Raw genomic sequence first — 23,990 nt, 5'->3', positions numbered from 1 at the left:
ATCAATGGCCTGGAATCAACCGGGAAACGGTAATAACAATGACCGTGATCCATGGAAACAACAAGGCGGCCGTGAACAAGGTCCGCCAGATTTAGACGAAGCAGTGCGTAACCTCCTAGGCAAACTTGGCCTAGGTGGTAAGAAAGGTGGCAACAATCAACATCGAAGCGGTGGCGGTTTATCCGGCAAGGGCTTTGGTGTGATTGCGATTATCGCCCTATTAGTTTGGTTTTTGGCGGGGATTTATACGGTCAAAGAAGCCGAACGTGGGGTGGTACTGCGCTTCGGTCAATACCACAATTTAGTAGAATCAGGTCTGCATTGGCGCCCAGTATTCATTGATAGCGTACAAACCGTTGACGTGAGCAATGTGCGACAGTTCCAGTCAGAAGGTTTCATGCTGACTCAAGACGAGAACGTGGTGCATGTTGAGCTAGACGTACAGTATCGCATCATCAATCCGCGCGATTATCTCTACGCAGTAGAGAACGCCGACCGCAGTCTTGCCCAAGCGACAGACAGTGCCTTGCGTTACGTGGTGGGTCACACCACCATGGATGAAGTACTAACAGTAGGACGTGAAAGTGTTCGTGCTGACACGCTAGAATTGTTAGACAACATCATTGCACCTTATCTGTTAGGGATTCAAATTGTTGATGTGAACTTGTTGCCTGCGCGTCCGCCAGAAGCTGTGAAAGACGCTTTTGATGACGCTATTGCGGCACAAGAAGACGAACAGCGCTTTATTCGTGAAGCTGAAGCTTACGCCCGACAAATTGAGCCGTTAGCTCGTGGTCAAGTACGTCGAGTGCTGCAAGAAGCGCAAGCTTATCGCGAGCAGACCGTACTGAAAGCGCAAGGTGAGGTAGCACGTTTTAAAGAATTGCTGCCACAATACAAAGCTGCTCCAGTTGTTACACGTGAACGTTTGTACTTAGAAACGTTAGAAGCTATCTATGCCAACACCAGCAAAGTGATGGTGGATGTTGAAGGTAGCAATAACATGATGTACTTGCCGTTAGATAAAATTTTAGAACAGCAGCAACGCAGCCGTTCTGAAGCGCAAAGCCAAGAGCGTGCGCCACAGCAAGGGATTAATTCAACGAACCCAAGTTCGCAGAATAACAACCCTGCAAGCACTAACAGCAATACCACACGTAGTAGCGACCGCTTCAACAGTGGCCGGGGGTAAACGATGAAAAACTTAGTAGCCATTTTAGTTATAGTCGCCTTAGCCCTTGGGGTTTCTTCACTCTTTGTAGTGAAAGAAGGCGAACGCGCCATTGTGGTGCGATTTGGTAAGGTGCAGCGTGACGCAAATACTGGCGAAGCCGTCGTATTTGAGCCGGGCTTACACTTTAAGCTGCCTTTTATTGAGCAGGTTAAACGCTTAGATGCGCGTTTTAAAACTCTTGATGGTGACCCCGATCGCTTTGTAACCAGCGAGAAGAAAGATTTGATTGTAGATACTTATGTAAAGTGGCGGATCTCTGATTTTGCAACTTACTATTTATCGACCAATGGTGGTAACCAAGCTCAAGCCGAAGCCTTGTTAACCCGTCGGGTGAACAGCGGTTTACGGGCTGAATTTGGTAGCCGTACCATTAAAGAAATCGTGTCGGGTGAACGTGATAACTTAATGCGTGAAGCTCTTATTCGTGGTGCTGATAGCGCTCAAGAGCTGGGTATTGAGGTGATTGACGTGCGCGTAATGCAAATCAACTTGCCGACCGAAGTTAGCCAGTCGATTTACCAACGGATGCGTGCAGAGCGTCAAGCAGTAGCTATGGAACACCGCTCTGAAGGTCGTGAACAAGCTGAATTCATCCGCGCTGATGTAGATGCTCGAGTAGCCGTAATGTTAGCTGATGCTGAGCGTGAGTCACGTGAACTGCGTGGCCAAGGTGATGCTGAAGCCGCGGGTATCTATGCTGAAGTGTATACTCAAGACTCAGAGTTCTTCTCGTTCTTGCGCAGCTTGCAGGCGTATCAGAAGAGTTTTGAAAGTGGCAATGATGTGTTAGTGCTTGAACCAGACAGCGACTTCTTCAAGTATTTGAAAGACGCTACCGGTGGTAAAAAATAGCTGTTAGCTAAGCTTTTGAAACCTATCAAAACCCGCGGTTGTCCCGCGGGTTTTTTGTAGGTAAGCTGCTGGTCATCGCTCGACTACTTTGCTGAGAATTTCTGATATGTCTTACAAGCAGTATTACCAAGGTTTCTTTCAACGCCATCCGGATAGCTTACACTGCGCGCCCCATAGTCATCACTATTGGCCCGATGTGACGCGTGCTGCGCAACTCCAGTATTGGGATGATACCGCTCAAGGGGTCGACCATAAGTGGAACCAGATTTTTGGTGAACGTGTACCCGCCGTACAAACCTTGCTAGCTGAGCTGTTGCAGCATCCTCATCCAGAGCAATTTGTGTTCGCCAGTAACACCCACGAACTGCTGTACCGAGTGATGAGTTGTTTTGACCTGAGCCAACCCGTTTCGATTTTGACCACAGATAGCGAGTTTCACAGTTTTTCTCGCCAATTACGTCGGCTACAAGAGCGCAGTAACTTAACTGTGACTGTGGTTGCCACAGAACCTTTTGCTAGCTTCCCACAACGCTGGTTAGAGGCAGTCACAGCACAGGCCTATACGCTTATTTTTACCAGCCAAGTCTTCTATAACTCAGGTGTGGTAGGCCCAGACTTAAATCATTGGGTGCCTCAAGCTGATCCTGCCAGTACTATCGTGGTCGATGGCTATCATGGTTGTGGTGCCATACCAACCAACTTAAGTGCCGTGGCGGACCGGATTTTTTATTTGGCTGGCGCATACAAATATCTACAAGCGGGCGAGGGCTGTTGTTTTATGGCCGTGCCTAAGGGCTGCCAGTTACGCCCAGAGTACACTGGTTGGTTCGCTGATTTCGCGAACTTAGCCAAGCCCCAACAGGGCGAGGTGCAATATGCTGACGATGGCTTGCGTTTCGCCGGCTCCACGATGGATCTTAGCGCCCTCTACCGGCTTGAAAGTGTGCTGCAATGGTGGCAGCAAGAACAGTTAAGCGTAGACCACATGCATGGTTATGTGCAGCAATTGCAGCAGGGTTTTTTGGCCGTACTAGATGAAGCAGGGCACCCCTTAGTTAACCGCCAACGTTTATTAGTTAACTCGTTGGCGCAGCATGGGCATTTCTTTACCTTTTGTTTGGATAATCCAGACCAAGTGCAGCAACTTGCTGAAAAGCTAGCCAAAGCTGGTATCGAAACCGATTACCGGGGCAACCGACTAAGGTTTGGCTTTGCGCTTTACCATGATGTGGCCGACTATCAACGCTTAAAAAAGGCGTTAAGCAGCCACTGATCGGGCTACCTTGTAAGGGCAATTCCTGTTAAAATCAGCGCCTGTTTTTTCAACACCTGTTTTTCTAACAGTAACAGCTGGTATCTAACTCATGGGTAAAAACGTCGTAATTCTTGGTACGCAATGGGGTGATGAGGGTAAAGGTAAGATTGTCGACCTACTCACCGATAAAGCATCGTTAGTGGTTCGCTATCAAGGCGGTCATAATGCTGGTCACACCCTGGTCATTGATGGTGAAAAAACCGTCTTACACCTGATCCCATCAGGTATTTTGCGTAGCAACGTTAAATGTATTATCGGTAACGGTGTCGTACTTTCACCAGAAGCCTTGATGGAAGAGATTGCGATGTTAGAAAAGCGTGGCGTACCCGTACGCGACCGCTTACTCATCAGTGAAGCTTGCCCATTGATTTTGCCGTATCACATTGCCCTAGACCAAGCTCGTGAAAAAGCTCGCGGTAACAAAGCTATCGGTACTACCGGTCGCGGCATTGGCCCAGCCTACGAAGATAAAGTAGCGCGTCGAGGCCTGCGCGTAGGCGATTTATTTAACCCAGAGCGGTTTGAAGAGAAATTACGCGAAGTGGTCGAGTTCCATAACTTTACCTTAGTGAACTACTACAAAGTCGATGCGGTTGATGCCGACCAGGTATTAGCCTATTGCCACGAAGTTGCCAAGCAACTAAAAGACATGATCGCCGACATTCCATCGTTGTTAGACGAAACCCGTAAAGCTGGCCAGCACATCATGTTTGAGGGGGCTCAAGGCACCTTATTAGACATTGACCATGGAACCTACCCTTATGTAACCTCATCAAACACCACTGCTGGTGGTGTCTCGACGGGGGCCGGTTTTGGTCCGCGTTATATTGATTACGTGTTGGGTATTGTTAAAGCCTACACCACCCGAGTGGGTAGTGGTCCTTTCCCAACGGAGTTAGATTGTGCAGTTGGTGAACATTTAGGTGTTAAAGGCCATGAATTTGGTGCTACCACGGGGCGTAAACGTCGTACCGGTTGGTTTGACGCAGTAGCCGCACGTCGGGCAGTACAAATCAACTCAGTGAGCGGTTTTTGCTTAACCAAGCTCGATGTCTTGGACGGCCTAGAAGAATTGAAGATCTGTGTGGGTTATAAATTACCTAACGGCGACATCACTGAGTATCCGCCGATGGCCGCTGAAGATTATGATCACGTAGAACCTATTTACGAGACCATGCCAGGTTGGCAAGATAGCACTGTTGGCATTACCGAACACAAAGATTTGCCAACGGCAGCACTTGCATATATTAAACGAATCGAGGTTTTAACCGGTGTTCCAGTGGATATTATTTCAACAGGACCAGACCGTGCAGAAACCATTATTTTGCGTCATCCGTTCGCTATTTAACCAAACGAACGCAGAAAAGGAAAAAAAATAGCATTTTCTATTGCATCATCAAAATCGATACAATAGAATGCGCTCCACCTAACCGGGGTGCCGGCATAGCTCAGCTGGTAGAGCAACTGACTTGTAATCAGTAGGTCGGGAGTTCGACTCTCTCTGCCGGCACCAACTCAAAATTAGGTTCGGAGGGGTTCCCGAGCGGTCAAAGGGATCAGACTGTAAATCTGACGGCTCAGCCTTCGCAGGTTCGAATCCTGCCCCCTCCACCAATTTCTGCATTAGTTGTTGAATGCGGTGAGTTCAGAGTGGTTTGAGGTGGCCCGATTCAAGGCATGCGGGTATCGTATAATGGCTATTACCTCAGCCTTCCAAGCTGATGATGTGGGTTCGATTCCCACTACCCGCTCCAAATAATCTGAAAGTGCTGATATAGCTCAGTTGGTAGAGCGCACCCTTGGTAAGGGTGAGGTCGGCGGTTCAAATCCGCCTATCAGCACCATTTTCACCGGCCAAACTCTTCCCTTATCTCATCAAATTCGGCATAATCTGCCCGGTTTTGTTTAATTTCAAAAATGTTGGTGTTTAATCCACCGTACGTTGTCCAAAAGAGGCTGTCATGGCAAAAGAAAAATTTGAACGTTCCAAACCGCACGTTAACGTAGGTACAATCGGCCACGTTGACCACGGTAAAACTACTCTGACTGCTGCAATTACCACAGTATTGGCAAAAACTTACGGTGGTTCAGCACGTGCATTCGATCAAATCGATAACGCACCGGAAGAAAAAGCGCGTGGTATCACCATCGCAACTTCACACGTAGAGTATGACACTCCATCACGTCACTACGCCCACGTAGACTGCCCAGGACACGCTGACTATGTTAAAAACATGATCACTGGTGCTGCGCAGATGGACGGCGCAATCTTGGTAGTAGCAGCGACTGACGGCCCAATGCCACAGACTCGTGAGCACATCTTGTTGTCACGTCAGGTAGGCGTACCATTCATCATCGTATTCATGAACAAATGTGACATGGTAGATGACGAAGAGTTGTTGGAATTGGTAGAGATGGAAGTACGTGAACTTCTATCTGAGTACGATTTCCCAGGTGACGACTTGCCAGTAATTCAAGGTTCAGCGTTGAAAGCGTTGGAAGGCGAAGAGAAGTGGGAAGCGAAAATCATCGAATTGGCAGAAGCTTTGGATTCATACATCCCAGAGCCAGAGCGTGATATCGATAAGCCGTTCATCATGCCAATCGAAGACGTATTCTCAATCTCAGGCCGTGGTACTGTAGTAACTGGTCGTGTAGAGCGCGGAATCGTGCGTACTGGTGACGAAGTAGAAATCGTAGGTATCAAAGATACTACGAAGACAATCGTAACTGGTGTAGAGATGTTCCGTAAGTTGCTAGACGAAGGTCGTGCAGGTGAGAACATTGGTGCGTTGTTGCGTGGAACTAAGCGTGATGAGATTCAACGTGGTCAAGTATTAGCGAAGCCAGGTTCAATCAAGCCACACACTCAGTTCGAAGCAGAAGTATACGTATTGACCAAAGAAGAAGGCGGACGTCACACTCCATTCTTCAAAGGCTATCGTCCACAGTTCTACTTCCGTACAACTGACGTAACTGGTTCAGTACAGTTACCAGAAGGCGTAGAGATGGTTATGCCAGGCGACAACTTGAAGTTCGTAGTAGAGTTGATTCACCCAATCGCGATGGACGAAGGTTTACGCTTCGCAATCCGTGAAGGTGGCCGTACTGTAGGTGCAGGCGTAGTATCTAAAATCGTAGCTTAATTGCAGCGGTTAAAGAAAAAGGGAGCTTCGGCTTAATGCCGATCAGTTAAGAAATATTTTAGCGATCGGTTGACCGATCCTCCCAATGGATCAGAATCCGTAGTTAGTTAATTCTAGCTACGGATTTTTTTATGCAACTCACAACAGCACTGGCTATCGCCAATGGATATGCTCCGAACTCCGAAGATATTGGGAAGTTGTCCGATATTCTTGATCCAGATTTAATTGATGAGGCTTTTGATAGAGCTGGTGTCGGTACCATCAGGAAAAGACGTTTACCATTGGATATGGTGTTGTGGAGTATTATTGGAATGGCTCTGTATCGAAATACGAGCGTGTGGGACATTGTTGGGCAAATGAATATTATGTTGCCTGGCAGGCGCGCACTTGTAGCCCCAAGCGCCATTCCACAAGCAAGGCAGCGTCTTGGTGAGCATGCTGTGCAGTCCGTATTTGAACATACGCAAGCGATTTGGAATGAACAAGCAGAGCATCCGACCTGGCATGGCTTGCGCCTGCTTGGCGTGGATGGCGTCGTTTGGCGCACACCCGATTCCAATGAAAATGAGCAAGCGTTCACAAAGAGTTCAAATCAATTTGGAGAGCAGTACCCTCAAGTGCGCATGGTTTGCCAAATGGAATTAACCAGTCACCTTTTGACTGGAAGCCAGTTCGGTTGTGCTTCAACAAATGAAATGGTGTTGGCAGAAGAGCTTATCAAATCGACAGCAGATCATTCATTGACGCTATTCGACCGAGGTTTTTATTCACTTGGGCTGCTACATAAGTGGCAAAATACCGGTATTGAACGTCACTGGCTAATCCCAATGAAAAAGGGAACCCAGTATAAAGTCATCCGAAAAATAGGTCGCCAGCAAAAGCTAGTTGAGCTGACTACCACCCCGCAATCGCGCAAAAAATATCCGAATTTACCTGAGACCATGCAAGTTCGAATGCTAACACGAACTATTGATGGTAAAGAGCGCACCATATTAACGTCCATGATCGATCCATTACGCTATCCGAGCGAAGATATTGTTGAGCTTTATGAGCAGCGTTGGGAAATCGAACTAGGCTATCGAGAAATGAAACAAGTTTTGCTTCAAAATCACTACACGCTACGAAGTAAACGACCAGAAATGATACGCCAAGAGTTATGGGGAATACTCTTAGCTTACAATATTATTCGCTATCAGATGGTGAAAATGGCCAGCAAAATTAAGGGGATATACCCGAACCAACTTAGTTTTACATCCTGTGCAACCGCAATCATTAATTGGCTATACACTGCGTCACTCAATTCTGCTGGAAATATCCCTAAAACTCTGGAACATCTTCAGGAGATTGCAGAACATTACGTCTTACCTATAAGGCGAACAGAGCGGATTTATCCACGAGAAGTTCGGTCAAAGCCGCAAAAGTATGCGCGAAAAAAATGCCAGTCAGCTCTTAACTGACTGGCATTAGAGCTTCGGCTCCCTTTTTTCATTCAAAAGCGTTGTTCGTTATTCGTACGCTACGCTGTTCGTGCGCTACGCTGTTCGAAAAGTGAACGTGCGAACAGTGAACGAAGTGAATGGACGAATAACGAACAACGAATAACGCCCTTGTTTTACATCACTTGATCGGTATAATACAGCGTCCGTTTCTGTCACATACACAGAACCTGCAGGGGTGTAGTTCCAATTGGTAGAACAGCGGTCTCCAAAACCGACGGTTGGGGGTTCGAATCCCTCCACCCCTGCCAACAAATTCAAAGCGTTGTTCGTGTTTCGTCCGCTGCGCTGTTTGTTCACTTTGTTGTTCGCGGTTAGAAAAGCGAACTTAGTGAGCGGACGAAAAGTGAGGCGAGGCCGAACGGACGAATAGCGAATAACGAGTTTTTTCAATTACAGGATTAAATAATGAGTGCAAACACCGAAACGCAAAGCAGCTCGTTCGACGCCTTAAAATGGTTAGTCGCTATCGTTTTACTTGCTGCCGCAGTCCTTGGTAACTATTACTACACAGAACAAGTATCAGTACTTTATCGTGCGATTGCTGTTGTGCTGTTGGTTGTTATCGCAGGTGTTATTGCGGGCATGACCTCGAAAGGCCGTCGGTTCCGTGGCTTTGCTAAAGAAAGCCGCACAGAGGTTCGTCGCGTAGTTTGGCCAACGCGTCAAGAAGCTACTCAAACTACTATTATTGTTGTTGTTGCGACCGCAATTGTATCTTTAATCTTATGGGGCATGGATGCGATTTTAGTTCGTGTCGTTGGCTTCTTTACTGGATTGGAGTTTTAATCAATGGCAGAGCAAATTAAAAAACGTTGGTACGTGGTTCAAGCATTCTCTGGTTTTGAGAAGCGTGTTGCTGAGTCTCTGCGCGAGCATATCAAAATGCACGGTATGGAAGACAAATTCGGTGAAGTCTTAGTACCAACTGAAGAAGTTGTGGAAATGAAAGCGGGCAAGCGTGCGAAAAGCGAACGCAAATTCTTCCCAGGCTATGTACTAGTCGAAATGGCGATGGATGAAGCTGCTTGGCACTTGGTCAAATCTATCCCACGCGTACTAGGTTTTATTGGCGGAACGCAAGAGCGTCCGATTCCAATCACGCAAAAAGAAGCTGACACTATTCTGAATCGCCTGCAAGACTCGGTTGATAAGCCTAAGCCAAAAACCTTGTTTGAAGCGGGCGAAGTGGTACGGGTTAATGACGGTCCGTTTGCTGACTTCAATGGTACCGTAGAAAGCGTAGACTACGACAAGAGCCGCTTAACAGTATCGGTCTCTATCTTTGGTCGCGCCACGCCGGTTGAGCTTGAGTTCGGCCAGGTAGAAAAAGCGTAACAGCCGTTATTCGTGATTCGTCCGTTCACTTCGTTCACTGTTCGTCCGTGCTTCGCACTGTTCGAACCCCGAACCCCGAACAGCAAAGCGCACGAACCCCGAACAGCGCAGCGTACGAACCACGAACAACGAAGTGTACGAACAACGAACAACAAAGTGTACGAAAAATGCACTTCGTTAGTTGCAATCAGGGGCGAATAAGACTATAATTCGCCTCCTTTTTATATTGGGGAGCCGTTAGAGTAAGTCAACTCTTAGACTTACGAGGCGTTAGACCCGCAACCAAGAGGCTAAAACATGGCTAAGAAGTTAAAAGCTATCATCAAGTTGCAAGTAGCAGCTGGTGCAGCTAACCCATCACCACCGGTAGGTCCAGCATTGGGTCAACACGGTGTGAACATCATGGAATTCTGTAAAGCGTTTAACGCAGCAACTGGCGAACTTGAAAAAGGCGCTCCGGTTCCTGTTGAAATCAGCGTTTTTGAAGACCGTTCTTTCACCTTTATCACTAAAACTCCTCCAGCAGCCTTCTTGTTGAAGAAAGCAGCAGGCATAAAGAGTGGTTCAGGCCGTCCAAACACTGATAAAGTTGGTACTGTAACTGTAGCTCAGTTAGAAGAAATTGCTAAGACCAAAGAGCCTGACTTAACAGCGGCTAGTCTTGAAGCAGCAGTACGTACTATTGCCGGCTCTGCTCGCGCAATGGGCTTGAACGTGGAGGGTCTATAAGATGGCTAAGTTAACTAAACGCGCTCGTCTGATCCGTGAGAAAGTTGAAGCTCGTGATTATGAAATCAACGAAGCGATCAACCTGTTGAAAGAATTGGCAACTGCTAAATTCAAAGAAAGCGTTGATGTATCAGTAAATCTAGGTATCGACGCTCGTAAATCTGACCAAAACGTTCGTGGTGCTACTGTACTACCTAACGGTACTGGTCGTGACGTTCGTGTTGCAGTATTCACTAGCGGCGCTAACGTAGAAAAAGCTAAAGCAGCTGGTGCTGATTTAGTAGGTATGGAAGACTTAGCTGAGCAAATCAAGAAAGGCGAGATGAACTTTGATGTTGTTATCGCTTCTCCAGACGCTATGCGTGTGGTTGGTATGCTGGGTCAAATCTTAGGTCCACGTGGCCTGATGCCAAACCCTAAAACTGGCACCGTAACTCCTGACGTAGCTACTGCGGTACAAAACGCTAAAGCTGGTCAGATCCGTTATCGTAACGATAAAGCTGGTATCATCCATGCTACTATCGGTAAAGTTGATTTCGATAACGCCAAGCTGCAAGAGAACTTAGAGTCTCTATTAGCTGCTCTGAAGAAAGCCAAGCCGTCTTCAGCTAAAGGTCAATACATTAAGAAAGTTAGCTTATCAACCACTATGGGCGCTGGCGTAGCCATCGACCAAAGCACGTTAAGCTAAGATTTCAAAGGTTTATGGGTTGGAGCTAACGCTCTCATCCAAGACCGCAGGTGTATCGCGAGACCATCCTTCGGGATTTAAAGCGACACTTAATTTCCTGCGCAGATGGTGATATCCGACTCAGACTCTCTGGGTAAGAGATTCACCGTGACAACGTGGCAGAATGTGGTTTTCTGCCTATGTGTAACGATGACCCGGCGCGTTTTCGCAAAGGGTCAAAAAAAGAGGTGATACTAGTGGCACTAGGTTTAGCAGCAAAAAAGGCAATCGTTAAAGAAATTAACGACGTTGCTTCAAACGCTCTATCCGTCGCTGTTGCTGAGTATCGTGGTATGGAAGTTGCGGACATGACCCAACTTCGTCGTCAAGCTCGTGAGCAAGGCGTGTATCTGAAAGTTATTCGGAATACATTAGCTAAGCGTGCGTTCGCTGACACGAAATTTGGTGACATGGATGCGGCACTTGTAGGTCCTTTGGTCTACGGCTTCTCTTTGGATGCGCCTGGCTCTGCTGCGCGTTTGTTCAAAGATTTCGCTAAACAGAACAAGCACCTTAAAGTAACTGCTCTATCAATCGGTAACGGTTTGATGGGTGCAGATAAGCTTGAAGCAGTTGCTTCACTTCCGACTCGCGACGAAGCATTGGCGAAATTGCTTGCAACCTTCAAAGCGCCTGTTAGTAAGTTCGTTCGTACAATTAACGAAGTACCTACTAAGTTTGTGCGTGTGTTGTCGGCAATTAAAGACGCTAAATAGAAGCGGTTTTTATAACCATTTTTTTGTAATTTATAACCCAGGAGTTTAGAGTTATGGCTCTTACTAAAGACGATATTTTGAATGCAATCGCTGAAATGCCAGTTATGGAATTGGTAGAGTTGATTGAAGCAGCTGAAGAAAAATTCGGTGTTGACGCATCTGCTGCTGTTGCAGTAGCTGCTGGCCCAGCTGTAGCTGCTGAAGCTGCAGAAGAGAAAACTGAATTTGACGTAATCTTGAAAGCTGCAGGCGCTAACAAAGTTGCTGCTATCAAAGCAGTACGTGGCGCAACCGGTCTTGGCTTGAAAGAAGCTAAAGATATGGTTGAGTCTGCACCTGTTGCTGTTAAAGAAGGCATCAGCAAAGAAGACGCAGAAGCACTTGCTAAAGATTTGACTGAAGCTGGTGCGGAAGTTGAAGTTAAGTAAGTTTAACCACTTACATAACTTGGCCTTTTAGGCCTAGGGCTGGTGGCAATATTGCTACCAGCCTTTTTGCGCTGTAAAGCATGTATCATTTTTGCCCGTTATTGGGGTGCATGCTCGCGGTGACAAAAACGGGAACGACAAGCTTTAAGTAGTTTGTTTTTAACCATCGACTCCTACTCCGGTGGTTAGGGTCATCAATCAGCTAGCTGAGGAACCCCATGGCGTACTCCTACTCTGAGAAAAAACGTATTCGTAAGGATTTTGGTAAACGGCCTCATGTACTTGAAGTGCCATACCTGCTGTCAATCCAATTAGATTCATTTAAAAAATTCATCGAGCCGGATCCAGAAGGCAATAACGGTCTGGAAGCGGCATTTCGCTCAGTATTTCCAATTACCGCCTATTCAGGTAATTCGGAATTGCAGTACGTGAGCTATCACTTAGGTGAGCCGACCTTTGACGTACAAGAATGTCAAATTCGTGGCATCACATACTCTGCTCCATTGCGGGTGAAACTGCGCTTAGTTATCTATGATAAAGAAGCTGCGGCTGGCACCGTTAAGCACATGAAAGAGCAAGAAGTTTATATGGGCGAAATCCCATTGATGACCGACAACGGTACCTTTGTTATCAATGGTACTGAACGTGTTATCGTTTCTCAGCTACACCGCTCTCCTGGCGTGTTCTATGATCACGACAAAGGGAAAACCCATTCATCGGGTAAGGTGTTGTATAACGCTCGTGTGATTCCGTATCGTGGCTCTTGGTTAGATTTTGAATTTGACCCGAAAGACAACGTATTCGTTCGTATCGATCGCCGTCGTAAATTACCGGCATCGATCATTTTGCGTGCCTTGGATTACAATACCGAAGAAATCTTAGAGATGTTCTTCGAGACTACTTATTTCCAATTCCGCAACAAAAAAGTATTCATGCAATTGGTGCCTGAGCGCCTGCGTGGAGAAACTGCCAAATTTGATATCAAGAACGATGACGGTGATGTGATTGTTGAGAAAGGTCGTCGTATTACTGCGCGCCATATCAACCAAATCGCTAACCTGAACACCCCAGAAATGGAAGTTCCATTAGAATATCTGGTCGGTAAAGTTCTTGCTAAAGATTACAAAGAAAAAGGCACTGACACGGTTATTGCGCCGGCAAACACTGAGTTAACCCTTGAATTGTTGGCCAAACTGCGTGAAGCAGGGTTCAAGAAATTTGAAACCTTGTTTGTTAACGATCTTGATCATGGTCCATACATGAGCGAGACCTTGCGCATTGACTCTACTAATACTCGTTTAGAGGCGTTAGTAGAAATCTACCGCATGATGCGTCCGGGCGAGCCGCCCACTAAAGATGCAGCAGAAACCTTGTTTGAAAACTTGTTCTTCAGCGAAGACCGTTACGATTTATCGTCAGTCGGTCGGATGAAGTTCAACCGTCGTTTAGGTCGTGAAGACTTAACCGGTGCAGGTGTGCTTACTAAAGAAGACATTATTGATGTGATGAGAAAGCTTATCGACATCCGTAATGGCTTAGATATCGTCGATGATATCGATCACTTAGGTAACCGTCGTATTCGTTCGGTTGGCGAAATGGCCGAAAACCAATTCCGCGTGGGCTTGGTACGGGTAGAGCGTGCAGTTAAAGAACGCCTAAGCCTTGGTGATTTAGATGCCACCATGCCGCAAGATCTGATCAACGCCAAGCCAATTAGCGCGGCCGTTAAAGAGTTCTTCGGTTCAAGCCAGTTGTCACAGTTTATGGACCAAAACAACCCATTGTCAGAAGTCACGCACAAGCGTCGTATTTCTGCTTTAGGTCCAGGCGGTCTTACTCGTGAGCGCGCCGGCTTTGAGGTTCGAGACGTACACCCAACCCATTACGGTCGGGTTTGTCCAATCGAAACTCCGGAAGGTCCAAACATCGGTTTGATTAACTCGCTATCTACCTTTGCTCGTACCAACGAGTACGGTTTCTTAGAAACTCCGTACCGTCGGATTGAGAATGGTGCGGTCACTGACGAAGTAGACTATTTGTCAGCGATTGAAGAAGGTAACTTTGTTATCGCTCAGGCTAACGTTACCCTGAATGATAAAGGTGAGTTAGTTGATGACCTAGTGCCTTGTCGTCATAAGAACGAATTTACTCTGATGTCAAAAGAGCAAGTTCAATATATGGACGTAGCGCCACAGCAGATCGTATCGATTGCGGCAAGCTTAATTCCATTCCTTGAGCATGACGATGCTAACCGTGCCTTGATGGGCGCGAACATGCAACGTCAAGCAGTACCAACATTACGTGCCGATAAGCCGTTAGTAGGTACCGGTATTGAACGTACCGTAGCAGTAGACTCAGGCGTGACGGTTGTAGCAAAACGTGGTGGTGTGGTTGATAAAGTCGACGCCAGCCGTATTGTTGTAAAAGTTAATGAAGAAGAGATGGTACCAGGCGAAGCCGGTATCGATATCTACAACTTGGTTAAATACACGCGTTCTAACCAGAACACCTGTATTAACCAAACCCCTACGGTTAACGTAGGCGAGCCAGTAATGCGCGGCGACGTGCTAGCTGATGGCCCGTCAACCGACATGGGTGAATTAGCACTTGGACAAAACTTGCGCGTGGCCTTCATGCCATGGAACGGTTACAACTTCGAAGACTCGATTTTGATTTCAGAACGAGTGGTACAAGAAGACCGTTTAACCACCATTCACATTCAAGAACTGAACTGTGTGGCGCGTGATACTAAGTTAGGTGCTGAAGAAATTACTGCCGATATCCCGAACGTAGGTGAATCAGCGCTGAACAAACTTGATAACTCAGGTGTTGTATTCGTTGGTGCTGAAGTATCAGGCGGTGACATTCTAGTAGGTAAAGTAACACCAAAAGGCGAAACCCAGCTGACTCCAGAAGAGAAGTTGTTGCGAGCTATTTTTGGTGAAAAAGCTTCAGACGTTAAAGATAGCTCACTGCGTGTGCCAAATGGCGTTACCGGTACTGTTATCGACGTTCAAGTATTTACCCGTGATGGGGTAGAGAAAGACAAGCGTGCTAAAGACATCGAAGAGATGCAACTGAAGCAAGTTAAGAAAGACTTAACCGATGAGTTCAAGATCCTTGAGAAAGGTATTTTTGAGCGTGCACGTAGCTTGTTGTTAGCGAACGGTTTCGATGAATCGAAGCTAGCTAGCCTTGAGCAAAGTAAATGGTTAACGCAGAACCTGAAGAGCGAAGACGCTCAGCAGCAGCTAGAACAAATTGCTCAGCAATACGAAGAAATTCGTAATGATTTTGACGCTAAGTTTGAGAACAAGCGTCGTAAGATCGAGCAAGGCGATGACTTGGCACCGGGCGTGTTGAAGATCGTTAAAGTTTACCTAGCTGTACGCCGTCGTATTCAGCCTGGTGATAAGTTAGCTGGTCGTCACGGTAACAAAGGTGTTATCTCAACTATTCAGCCAGTTGAAGATATGCCACACGATGAGCACGGCGTTCCGGTTGATATCGTGTTGAACCCGTTGGGCGTACCATCGCGGATGAACATTGGTCAGATCCTTGAAACTCACTTGGGTATGGCCGCACGCGGCATCGGTACCAAAATTGAGAACATGCTGAAACAGCACGCTAAAGTAGCCGAAATGCGTGAGTTCTTGAAGAAGGTTTATGAGTTGGGCGAAACTCGTCAAGAAGTTGATATCGATGACTTCAGCGATGACGAAGTAATGCGCTTGGCTAGTAACCTGAAGAAGGGCTTACCTACTGCAACACCAGTATTCGATGGTGCTGTAGAGCGCGAAATTAAAGACTTGTTGAAGCTAGCTGATTTACCAGAATCAGGTCAGATTACTTTGTATGACGGCCGTACTGGTGAGCGTTTTGAGCGTGACGTAACCGTAGGTTACATGTACATGCTGAAATTGAACCACTTGGTTGATGACAAGATGCACGCCCGTTCTACCGGTTCGTACAGCTTGGTTACTCAGCAGCCGTTGGGTGGTAAAGCGCAATTCGGTGGTCAGCGTTTTGGTGAGATGGAAGTGTGGGCACTGGAAGCATACGGTGCTGCTTATACTCTGCAAGAGATGTTGACAGTGAAGTCGGACGACGTAAACGGTCGTACCAAGATGTACAAAAACATTGTCGACAACGATCTGCGGATGGAAGCAGGTATGCCGGAATCCTTCAATGTATTGCTGAAGGAAATCCGCTCACTTGGTATCAACATTGAGTTGGACCAAGACTGAGACACCACCGGACGCTAATTGCCAGGAGATAAATCGTGAAAGACTTATTAAAGTTTTTAAAGCCGTTAAACCAGACTGAAGAGTTCGATGCGATTCGCATCGGACTTGCTTCTCCGGACATGATCCGCAGCTGGTCTTTCGGTGAAGTGAAAAAGCCAGAAACGATCAACTATCGTACGTTCAAGCCTGAGCGTGATGGTTTGTTCTGTGCGCGCATTTTCGGCCCGGTGAAGGACTATGAGTGCTTGTGTGGAAAGTACAAGCGCTTGAAGCACCGCGGTGTGATCTGTGAGAAGTGTGGCGTTGAAGTTACCCTCACTAAAGTACGTCGTGAGCGTATGGGTCACATTGAGCTTGCTAGCCCAGTTGCGCATATCTGGTTCTTGAAATCACTGCCAAGCCGCATTGGTTTGATGCTTGATATGACTCTGCGTGATATTGAGCGCGTGCTGTATTTTGAATCTTATGTGGTTACTGAAGCAGGCATGACCTCGTTAGAGCGTGGTCAAATCCTGTCTGAAGAAGACTACTTAGATGCGCTTGAAGAGCACGGCGACGAGTTTGAAGCTAAGATGGGTGCCGAAGCGGTACTATCGTTGTTACAACACATCGACATTGAAGGCGATATCAAGCAATTGCGTGAAGAGTTGCCAGAAACCAATTCTGAAACCAAGCGTAAGAAAATCAGCAAACGCCTTAAGCTATTAGAATCATTCCATTACTCAGGCAATAAGCCAGAGTGGATGATCTTAAAAGTATTGCCTGTGTTGCCACCAGATTTACGTCCGTTGGTACCACTTGACGGTGGTCGTTTTGCGACCTCTGATTTGAACGATTTATATCGTCGTGTAATCAACCGTAACAACCGTTTGAAGCGTTTGTTAGACCTAGCTGCGCCGGACATTATTGTTCGCAACGAAAAGCGTATGCTGCAAGAAGCGGTTGATGCCTTGTTGGATAACGGTCGTCGTGGCCGTGCTATTACTGGCACCAACAAGCGTCCATTGAAATCTTTGGCTGACATGATCAAAGGTAAGCAAGGTCGTTTCCGTCAAAACTTGCTTGGTAAGCGCGTAGATTACTCAGGCCGTTCAGTAATTACTGTAGGTCCTAAGTTACGTCTGCATCAGTGTGGCTTACCGAAGAAAATGGCCCTTGAGCTATTCAAGCCGTTTATCTATGGCAAGTTAGAAGGTCGTGGCTTAGCTACTACCATCAAAGCAGCGAAGAAAATGGTTGAGCGCGAAATCCCAGAAGTTTGGGACGTGCTAGACGAAGTGATCAAAGAACACCCAGTGATGCTAAACCGTGCACCAACCTTGCACCGTTTGGGTATCCAGGCGTTCGAGCCGGTCCTGATTGAAGGTAAAGCGATTCAGTTGCACCCATTGGTGTGTGCGGCTTATAACGCGGACTTTGACGGTGACCAAATGGCGGTTCACTTACCATTAACGTTAGAAGCGCAACTTGAAGCGCGCGCGTTGATGATGTCAACCAACAACATTTTGTCACCAGCTAGTGGTGATCCTATCATCGTTCCTTCACAGGACGTTGTTTTGGGTCTTTACTACATGACGCGCGATAAAATTAACGCTCCTGGCGAAGGCATGATCTTTAAAAATGCCAAAGAAGCCGAGAAAGCTTATCGTGCCGGTGCAGCAGCACTTCACGCTCGCGTAAAAGTGCGTCTGGCCGAAGTACATATCAGTGAAGAAGGTGAGCGTACACATACCTCTACCATCTATGACACCACCGTTGGTCGTGCCATCTTGTCACTGATTTTGCCAGAAGGTATGCCGTTTGAGATGATCAACCAGGCTATGGGTAAGAAACAAATCGGTCGTTTATTGAACCGTTCTTACCGTGACCTAGGTTTGAAGCCAACGGTTATCTTTGCTGACCAAATCATGTATACCGGTTTCCACTATGCAATGATTGCTGGTGCGTCAGTTGGTATTGATGACATGGTTATTCCTGCTGCTAAGAAAGACATTATCGATGCAGCAGAAGAAGAAGTAGCAGAAATTCAAGAGCAGTTTGAGCAAGGTTTGGTAACCGCTGGTGAGAAATACAACAAGGTTATCGATATCTGGTCTACGGCCAACGAGAAAGTGTCTAAAGCAATGATGGACAACTTATCGAAAGAAACCGTGATCAACGCTCAAGGCGAAGAAGAGCAGCAAGCGTCATTTAACTCGGTTTATATGATGGCTGACTCTGGTGCTCGGGGTAGCTCGGCACAGATTCGTCAGTTAGCTGGTATGCGTGGTTTGATGGCGAAGCCAGATGGCTCAATCATCGAAACCCCAATCACTGCTAACTTCCGTGAAGGTTTGAACGTACTTCAGTACTTCATCTCAACTCACGGTGCTCGTAAAGGTTTGGCGGATACCGCACTGAAAACAGCTAACTCGGGTTACCTAACTCGTCGTTTGGTTGACGTAGCACAAGACGTTGTTATCGTTGAAGACGATTGTGGTACCGAAGAAGGCCTCTACATCAAGCCGTTGATTGAAGGTGGTGATGTTGTAGAGCCATTGCGTGAGCGCGTATTAGGTCGTGTTGTGTGTGACGACGTGCTAATGCCTGGTACCGACGATGTATTGATTCCGCGTAACACGCTGCTCGATGAGAAGATGTGTGACGTGTTAGAGCAAAACTCTGTCGACCAAGTAAAAGTACGCTCAGTTATTACCTGTGACACTGACTTTGGTGTGTGTGCTAACTGTTATGGTCGCGACCTAGCGCGTGGTCACTTGGTGAACCAAGGTGAAGCAGTAGGTGTTATCGCTGCTCAGTCAATCGGTGAGCCAGGTACTCAGTTAACCATGCGTACGTTCCACATCGGTGGTGCGGCATCACGAGACTCTGCAGCGAACAACGTGCAAGTGAAGAACAAAGGTGTGCTGAAGTTACACAACGCGAAATACGTTGAAAACTCAGACAGCCACATTGTTATCACCTCACGTTCAACTGAACTGACCTTAATTGATGAGTTTGGCCGTGAGCGCGAGCGCTATAAACTGCCATACGGCGCGGTATTGAAGAAGAACGAAGGTGAAACGGTTGAAGCCGGCGAAATCGTGGCGAATTGGGATCCGCATACGCACCCAATCATCACTGAGGTAGCAGGTCGTCTGAAGTTTGTTGACTTGATTGATGGCGTTACCATGACCCGTCAAACCGATGATCTTACCGGTTTGTCGAGCATTGTTGTCCTAGAAGCCGGTCAGCGTACCAGCTCTGGTAAAGACATGCGGCCGATGGTGAAGTTGGTGGATGCGAAAGGTAACGACGTGAATATCGTTGGTACCGACATGCCGGCCCAGTACTTCTTGCCAGGTAATGCGATTATCAACCTTGAAGACAATGCCGAAGTGAAAGTGGGTGACACGGTTGCACGTATTCCACAAGAAGGCTCAAAAACACGCGATATTACCGGTGGTCTACCGCGCGTTGCTGACTTGTTCGAAGCACGTCGTCCGAAAGAGCCTGCAATCTTGGCAGAAATTTCAGGTACCGTTAGTTTCGGTAAAGAAACCAAAGGCAAGCGTCGTTTGATTATTACCCCAATGGAAGGTGGTGATCAGTACGAAGAGATGATTCCTAAGTACCGTCAGCTCAATATCTTTGAGGGTGAACAGGTAACTAAAGGTGAAGTTATTGCCGACGGTGCAGAAGCTCCACACGATATCTTACGTTTACGTGGCGTTAGCGCGTTAGCGAACTATATTGTGAACGAGGTTCAAGAAGTTTACCGTTTACAAGGTGTTAAGATTAACGATAAGCACATCGAAACCATCGTGCGGCAGATGTTGCGTAAAGCAATTATCCTAAGCCCAGGTGAGACCGAGTTGCTTGAAGGCGAAATGATGGAGCTGTCTGAAGTACTTGCGGCCAATGCGAAAGCAGAAGCTGAAGGTAAGATGCCAGCAACCTACGAGCGTCAGCTGTTAGGTATTACCAAAGCATCATTGTCGACTGAATCGTTTATTTCGGCAGCGTCGTTCCAAGAAACTACGCGCGTATTAACCGAAGCAGCGGTACAAGGTAAGCAAGATCCATTACGTGGCTTGAAAGAGAACGTTATTGTGGGTCGCTTAATTCCAGCTGGTACTGGTTTCGCATACCACCGTGAGCGTGCACGTAAACGTGCAGAAGCAGCGGTTGCATTCGAAGCTCCAAAAGTAACAGCGGAAGAAGCCGAGCAGCAATTAGCTGACGCCTTGAATGCCAGCATCGATAGTGATGATGCAGCTGAATAAGTGTTAGTACGGTTGGGTTACTGTTAGTCAGTAGCCTCAGCACCCAAAAAGGCCAGTCTCAGTGACTGGCCTTTTTATTAAAGGCAACGACAAGAGCGATAGGCCATGTAAGAGTTCTGCTAAAACTCTTCAGGGCTGCTCTAACTTGGTGAATAGCCAACCAAAAGCCTAGCCTTGTGTCATTTAATTGACGCAAAACCTAGCTACCATGAGGCGTCGAAAGGTCATTGATCTTACGCTTTTCCTTGACAGTCCAATTATTGACCATTAAAATTCGGCCTCCCCATATTAGGGCGCTTAGCCCGTGGATCGGTTTTTACGATCTAAACTAAGCAAGCTAATCGGGGGAATTTTGGATTTTTCATTCTGTTGAGCGACATCAACACAATCAGGAGTTATGAATGGCAACAGTTAACCAGCTGGTGCGCAAAGGTCGTCAAAAGCCGGTTGTTAAAAGCAACGTTCCGGCACTTGAGGCTTGCCCACAAAAACGCGGCGTATGTACCCGTGTTTACACTACTACCCCTAAAAAGCCAAACTCAGCACTGCGTAAAGTATGCCGTGTGCGTTTGACCAACGGCTACGAAGTATCTTCGTACATTGGTGGTGAAGGTCACAACCTGCAAGAACACTCAGTCGTACTTATCCGCGGCGGTCGTGTAAAAGACTTGCCAGGTGTTCGTTATCACACAGTTCGTGGTGCATTAGACTGCGCTGGCGTAAATGATCGTCGCCAAGCTCGTTCTAAGTACGGCGCGAAACGGCCTAAGTCTTAACGGTTCTCCGTTAGTAAGGCCAAACTGTTCATTAAAGTTTTGGGTTAAACCCTGAATTAATCGGAGAATATTGAGATGCCAAGAAGACGCGTCATTGGTCAACGTAAAATCCTTCCGGACCCTAAGTTCGGATCAGAGTTGTTGGCTAAATTTATCAATGTCGTCATGGTTGACGGCAAAAAATCTGTCGCTGAAAAGATTATTTACGGTGCGTTAGACATCCTGGCTACTAAGTCAGGTAAAGACCACTTAGAAATTTTTGAAACTGCGCTGGACAACGTACGTCCTACGGTAGAGGTTAAATCTCGCCGTGTAGGTGGTTCTACCTATCAGGTACCAATCGAAGTACGTCCTGTTCGCCGCAATGCACTGGCTATGCGTTGGTTAGTTGATGCTGCGCGTACTCGGGGTGAAAAATCCATGGCTCAGCGTCTAGCAGGTGAAATGTTAGATGCATCAGAAAACAAAGGCTCTGCAGTGAAGAAACGTGAAGACGTTCACCGCATGGCCGAAGCGAACAAAGCGTTTGCTCATTACCGCTGGTAATAACACAAGCAACCCAAAGAGGAATTTATGGCTCGACAAACATCGATTGAGCGGTACCGTAACATCGGTATCTGTGCTCACGTAGACGCTGGTAAAACAACCACCACTGAGCGGGTGTTGTTCTACACTGGTCTGTCTCACAAATTAGGTGAGGTTCATGACGGTGCCGCGACTACCGACTGGATGGAGCAAGAGCAAGAGCGTGGTATTACTATCACCTCAGCTGCTGTTACTGCATTCTGGAAAGGTATGGACCAGCAGTTCCCTGAACACCGTATCAACGTTATCGATACTCCAGGACACGTAGACTTCACTATCGAAGTAGAACGTTCACTGCGTGTACTTGACGGTGCTGTGGTTGTTTTGTGTGGATCATCAGGCGTACAGCCGCAAACTGAAACAGTATGGCGTCAAGCGAACAAATACGAAGTACCTCGTATGGTGTTCGTGAACAAGATGGACCGTACTGGTGCAGATTTCTTGCGTGTTGTTGGTCAAATCAAAACTCGCTTGGCAGCTACTCCGGTGCCAATTCACTTAAACATCGGCACTGAAGAAAACTTCAAAGGTGTTGTTGACTTAGTGAAAATGAAAGCTATCAACTGGAATGAAGCCGACCAAGGCATGACCTTCACTTATGAAGAGATTCCAGCTGAATTGCTTGAGCAAGCTGAAGAAATGCACAACGAGTTGATTGAAGCTGCTGCTGAAGCCAACGAAGAGTTGATGAATAAGTATCTTGAAGGCGGTGAGTTGACTGAAGCTGAAATCAAAGCTGGTTTACGTCAACGTACCCTGAACAACGAAATTATTCTTTGCTTGTGTGGTTCTGCGTTCAAAAACAAAGGTGTTCAAGCGATGCTTGACGCTGTTATTGAATACTTACCTTCACCAACTGAAGTTAAAGCAATTCGCGGTATCTTAGACGACGAATCTGAAGGCGTGCGTAAGTCATCTGACGACGAGCCGTTCTCAGCATTGGCGTTTAAAATCGCGACTGACCCATTCGTGGGTACTTTGACCTTCTTGCGCGTTTACTCGGGTGTTCTAGCTCAGGGCGATACCGTGTACAACCCTGTGAAGAGCAAGCGTGAGCGTATCGGCCGTATGGTACAGATGCACGCAAACGACCGTAAAGAGATCAAAGAGATCTTGGCGGGCGACATTGCTGCAGCTATCGGTTTGAAAGATGTGACTACTGGTGACACCTTGTGTGATCCTAACCACATCATTACGCTTGAGCGTATGGAATTCCCAGAGCCAGTAATCTCTGTTGCAGTAGAGCCAAAAACCAAAGCTGACCAAGAAAAAATGGGTATCGCTTTAGGTAAATTGGCTGCTGAAGATCCATCGTTCCGCGTTAAAACTGATGAAGAGACGGGTCAAACCATCATCTCTGGTATGGGTGAGCTTCACCTAGACATCATCGTTGACCGTATGAAGCGTGAGTTCAAAGTTGAATGTAACGTAGGTAAACCTCAGGTTGCTTACCGTGAAACTATCCGTCAGAAAGTGGAAGTTGAAGGTAAGTTCGTACGTCAATCAGGTGGTCGCGGTCAGTTCGGTCACGTTTGGTTACGTATCGAGCCAATGGAGTTTGACGCAAACGATGATGAAGCTCCGAACTATCAGTTCGTGAACGAAGTTGTTGGTGGTGTGGTTCCTAAGGAATACATCCCTGCGGTAGATAAAGGTATCCAAGAGCAGATGCAAAATGGTGTACTTGCTGGCTACCCAGTTCTAGGCGTTAAAGCAACTCTGTATGATGGTTCATACCACGACGTTGACTCATCAGAAATGGCATTTAAAATTGCTGGTAGCATGGCCTTCAAAAAAGGTGCATTACAAGCGCGTCCAGCTCTGTTAGAGCCAATGATGAAAGTTGAAGTTGTTACCCCTGAAGACTTCATGGGTGACGTAGTAGGTGACTTGAACCGTCGTCGCGGCATCATCGAAGGTATGGAAGATGGCGCTGGTGGTTTGAAAGAAGTTCGTGCACAAGTTCCATTATCAGAAATGTTCGGTTACGCTACTGACCTGCGCTCGCAGACTCAGGGCCGTGCATCTTATGCAATGGAATTCTTGAAGTACGCTGAAGCACCAAACAACATTGCTGAGCAGGTTATTGCTGCTCGTCAAACTAAAGATTAAGTAGAGTCTGGTCCGGTTCTC

General features: G+C 46.9%; 17 protein-coding genes and 5 tRNA genes. All 22 read left to right on the top strand.

The annotated features are described in order from the left end of the window. Positions 1-4: 4 nt before the first annotated feature. The 22 genes from hflK to fusA all read left to right on the top strand — a co-directional run bounded on the left by hflK (position 5) and on the right by fusA (position 23,969). Positions 5-1,192 (top strand): FtsH protease activity modulator HflK, encoded by a 1,188-nt coding sequence (gene hflK, locus KGF88_RS10000; RefSeq protein ID WP_153827003.1) that lies wholly within the window; start codon positions 5-7, stop codon positions 1,190-1,192. A gap of 3 nt (positions 1,193-1,195) precedes the next feature. After that, a complete protein-coding gene (gene hflC, locus KGF88_RS09995; RefSeq protein ID WP_153827002.1) occupies positions 1,196-2,086 on the top strand; it encodes a protease modulator HflC in 891 nt (296 codons plus the stop codon). A gap of 106 nt (positions 2,087-2,192) precedes the next feature. Further along, entirely contained in the window at positions 2,193-3,359 is a 1,167-nt protein-coding gene (locus KGF88_RS09990) for an aminotransferase class V-fold PLP-dependent enzyme (protein WP_153827001.1), read from the top strand. 91 nt (positions 3,360-3,450) lie between these two features. Then, complete coding sequence (locus KGF88_RS09985; protein ID WP_110076611.1) at positions 3,451-4,749, top strand: adenylosuccinate synthase; 1,299 nt, start codon at positions 3,451-3,453, stop codon at positions 4,747-4,749. An 89-nt stretch (positions 4,750-4,838) separates the two neighbouring features. After that, positions 4,839-4,914, top strand: a tRNA-Thr gene (locus KGF88_RS09980). A gap of 16 nt (positions 4,915-4,930) precedes the next feature. After that, positions 4,931-5,015 (top strand) — tRNA-Tyr (locus tag KGF88_RS09975). Positions 5,016-5,080: 65 nt separating this feature from the next. Continuing rightward, a tRNA-Gly gene (locus tag KGF88_RS09970) sits at positions 5,081-5,155 on the top strand. Between the two features lie 14 nt (positions 5,156-5,169). Beyond that, positions 5,170-5,245: transfer RNA gene (locus KGF88_RS09965), tRNA-Thr, on the top strand. Between the two features lie 117 nt (positions 5,246-5,362). Next, positions 5,363-6,547: an elongation factor Tu gene (gene tuf / locus KGF88_RS09960; RefSeq protein ID WP_110077115.1), complete on the top strand. Its 1,185-nt coding sequence runs from the start codon at positions 5,363-5,365 to the stop codon at positions 6,545-6,547. A gap of 131 nt (positions 6,548-6,678) precedes the next feature. After that, positions 6,679-8,004, top strand: a complete 1,326-nt coding sequence (locus tag KGF88_RS09955; protein ID WP_153827000.1) for an IS4 family transposase — start codon at positions 6,679-6,681, stop codon at positions 8,002-8,004. A gap of 213 nt (positions 8,005-8,217) precedes the next feature. Then, positions 8,218-8,294, top strand: a tRNA-Trp gene (locus tag KGF88_RS09950). Positions 8,295-8,451: 157 nt separating this feature from the next. Next, positions 8,452-8,832, top strand: coding sequence for a preprotein translocase subunit SecE (gene secE, locus KGF88_RS09945; protein WP_110077038.1), 381 nt, complete (start codon positions 8,452-8,454; stop codon positions 8,830-8,832). Between the two features lie 3 nt (positions 8,833-8,835). After that, a complete protein-coding gene (gene nusG / locus KGF88_RS09940) occupies positions 8,836-9,381 on the top strand; it encodes a transcription termination/antitermination protein NusG (protein ID WP_110077037.1) in 546 nt (181 codons plus the stop codon). Between the two features lie 297 nt (positions 9,382-9,678). Continuing rightward, positions 9,679-10,110 carry a 50S ribosomal protein L11 gene (rplK, locus tag KGF88_RS09935; RefSeq protein WP_153826999.1) on the top strand — a complete coding sequence of 144 codons (432 nt, stop codon included), beginning with the start codon at positions 9,679-9,681 and terminating at the stop codon, positions 10,108-10,110. A gap of 1 nt (position 10,111) precedes the next feature. Then, positions 10,112-10,801, top strand: a complete 690-nt coding sequence (rplA, locus tag KGF88_RS09930) for a 50S ribosomal protein L1 (protein ID WP_110077035.1) — start codon at positions 10,112-10,114, stop codon at positions 10,799-10,801. A gap of 236 nt (positions 10,802-11,037) precedes the next feature. Further along, entirely contained in the window at positions 11,038-11,556 is a 519-nt protein-coding gene (rplJ, locus tag KGF88_RS09925; protein WP_162014632.1) for a 50S ribosomal protein L10, read from the top strand. A 53-nt stretch (positions 11,557-11,609) separates the two neighbouring features. Beyond that, on the top strand, positions 11,610-11,984 hold the full coding sequence (gene rplL / locus KGF88_RS09920; protein ID WP_153826997.1) for a 50S ribosomal protein L7/L12: 375 nt from the start codon (positions 11,610-11,612) through the stop codon (positions 11,982-11,984). 218 nt (positions 11,985-12,202) lie between these two features. Then, positions 12,203-16,231: a DNA-directed RNA polymerase subunit beta gene (gene rpoB / locus KGF88_RS09915; RefSeq protein ID WP_153826996.1), complete on the top strand. Its 4,029-nt coding sequence runs from the start codon at positions 12,203-12,205 to the stop codon at positions 16,229-16,231. 35 nt (positions 16,232-16,266) lie between these two features. Beyond that, complete coding sequence (gene rpoC, locus KGF88_RS09910; protein WP_162014631.1) at positions 16,267-20,496, top strand: DNA-directed RNA polymerase subunit beta'; 4,230 nt, start codon at positions 16,267-16,269, stop codon at positions 20,494-20,496. A 401-nt stretch (positions 20,497-20,897) separates the two neighbouring features. Further along, positions 20,898-21,272 carry a 30S ribosomal protein S12 gene (rpsL, locus tag KGF88_RS09905; protein WP_034777283.1) on the top strand — a complete coding sequence of 125 codons (375 nt, stop codon included), beginning with the start codon at positions 20,898-20,900 and terminating at the stop codon, positions 21,270-21,272. A gap of 75 nt (positions 21,273-21,347) precedes the next feature. Then, positions 21,348-21,818: a 30S ribosomal protein S7 gene (gene rpsG / locus KGF88_RS09900; RefSeq protein ID WP_110077031.1), complete on the top strand. Its 471-nt coding sequence runs from the start codon at positions 21,348-21,350 to the stop codon at positions 21,816-21,818. A 27-nt stretch (positions 21,819-21,845) separates the two neighbouring features. Beyond that, a complete protein-coding gene (gene fusA / locus KGF88_RS09895; RefSeq protein ID WP_153826995.1) occupies positions 21,846-23,969 on the top strand; it encodes an elongation factor G in 2,124 nt (707 codons plus the stop codon). Positions 23,970-23,990: the final 21 nt, after the last annotated feature.

This window comes from Idiomarina loihiensis (assembly GCF_024584785.1).
In the GTDB taxonomy this organism is placed as follows: Bacteria; Pseudomonadota; Gammaproteobacteria; order Enterobacterales; family Alteromonadaceae; genus Pseudidiomarina; species Pseudidiomarina fusca.
The sequence above is the reverse complement of the archived record's forward strand: the minus strand, read 5'-3'. Positions and strand labels throughout refer to the sequence as shown.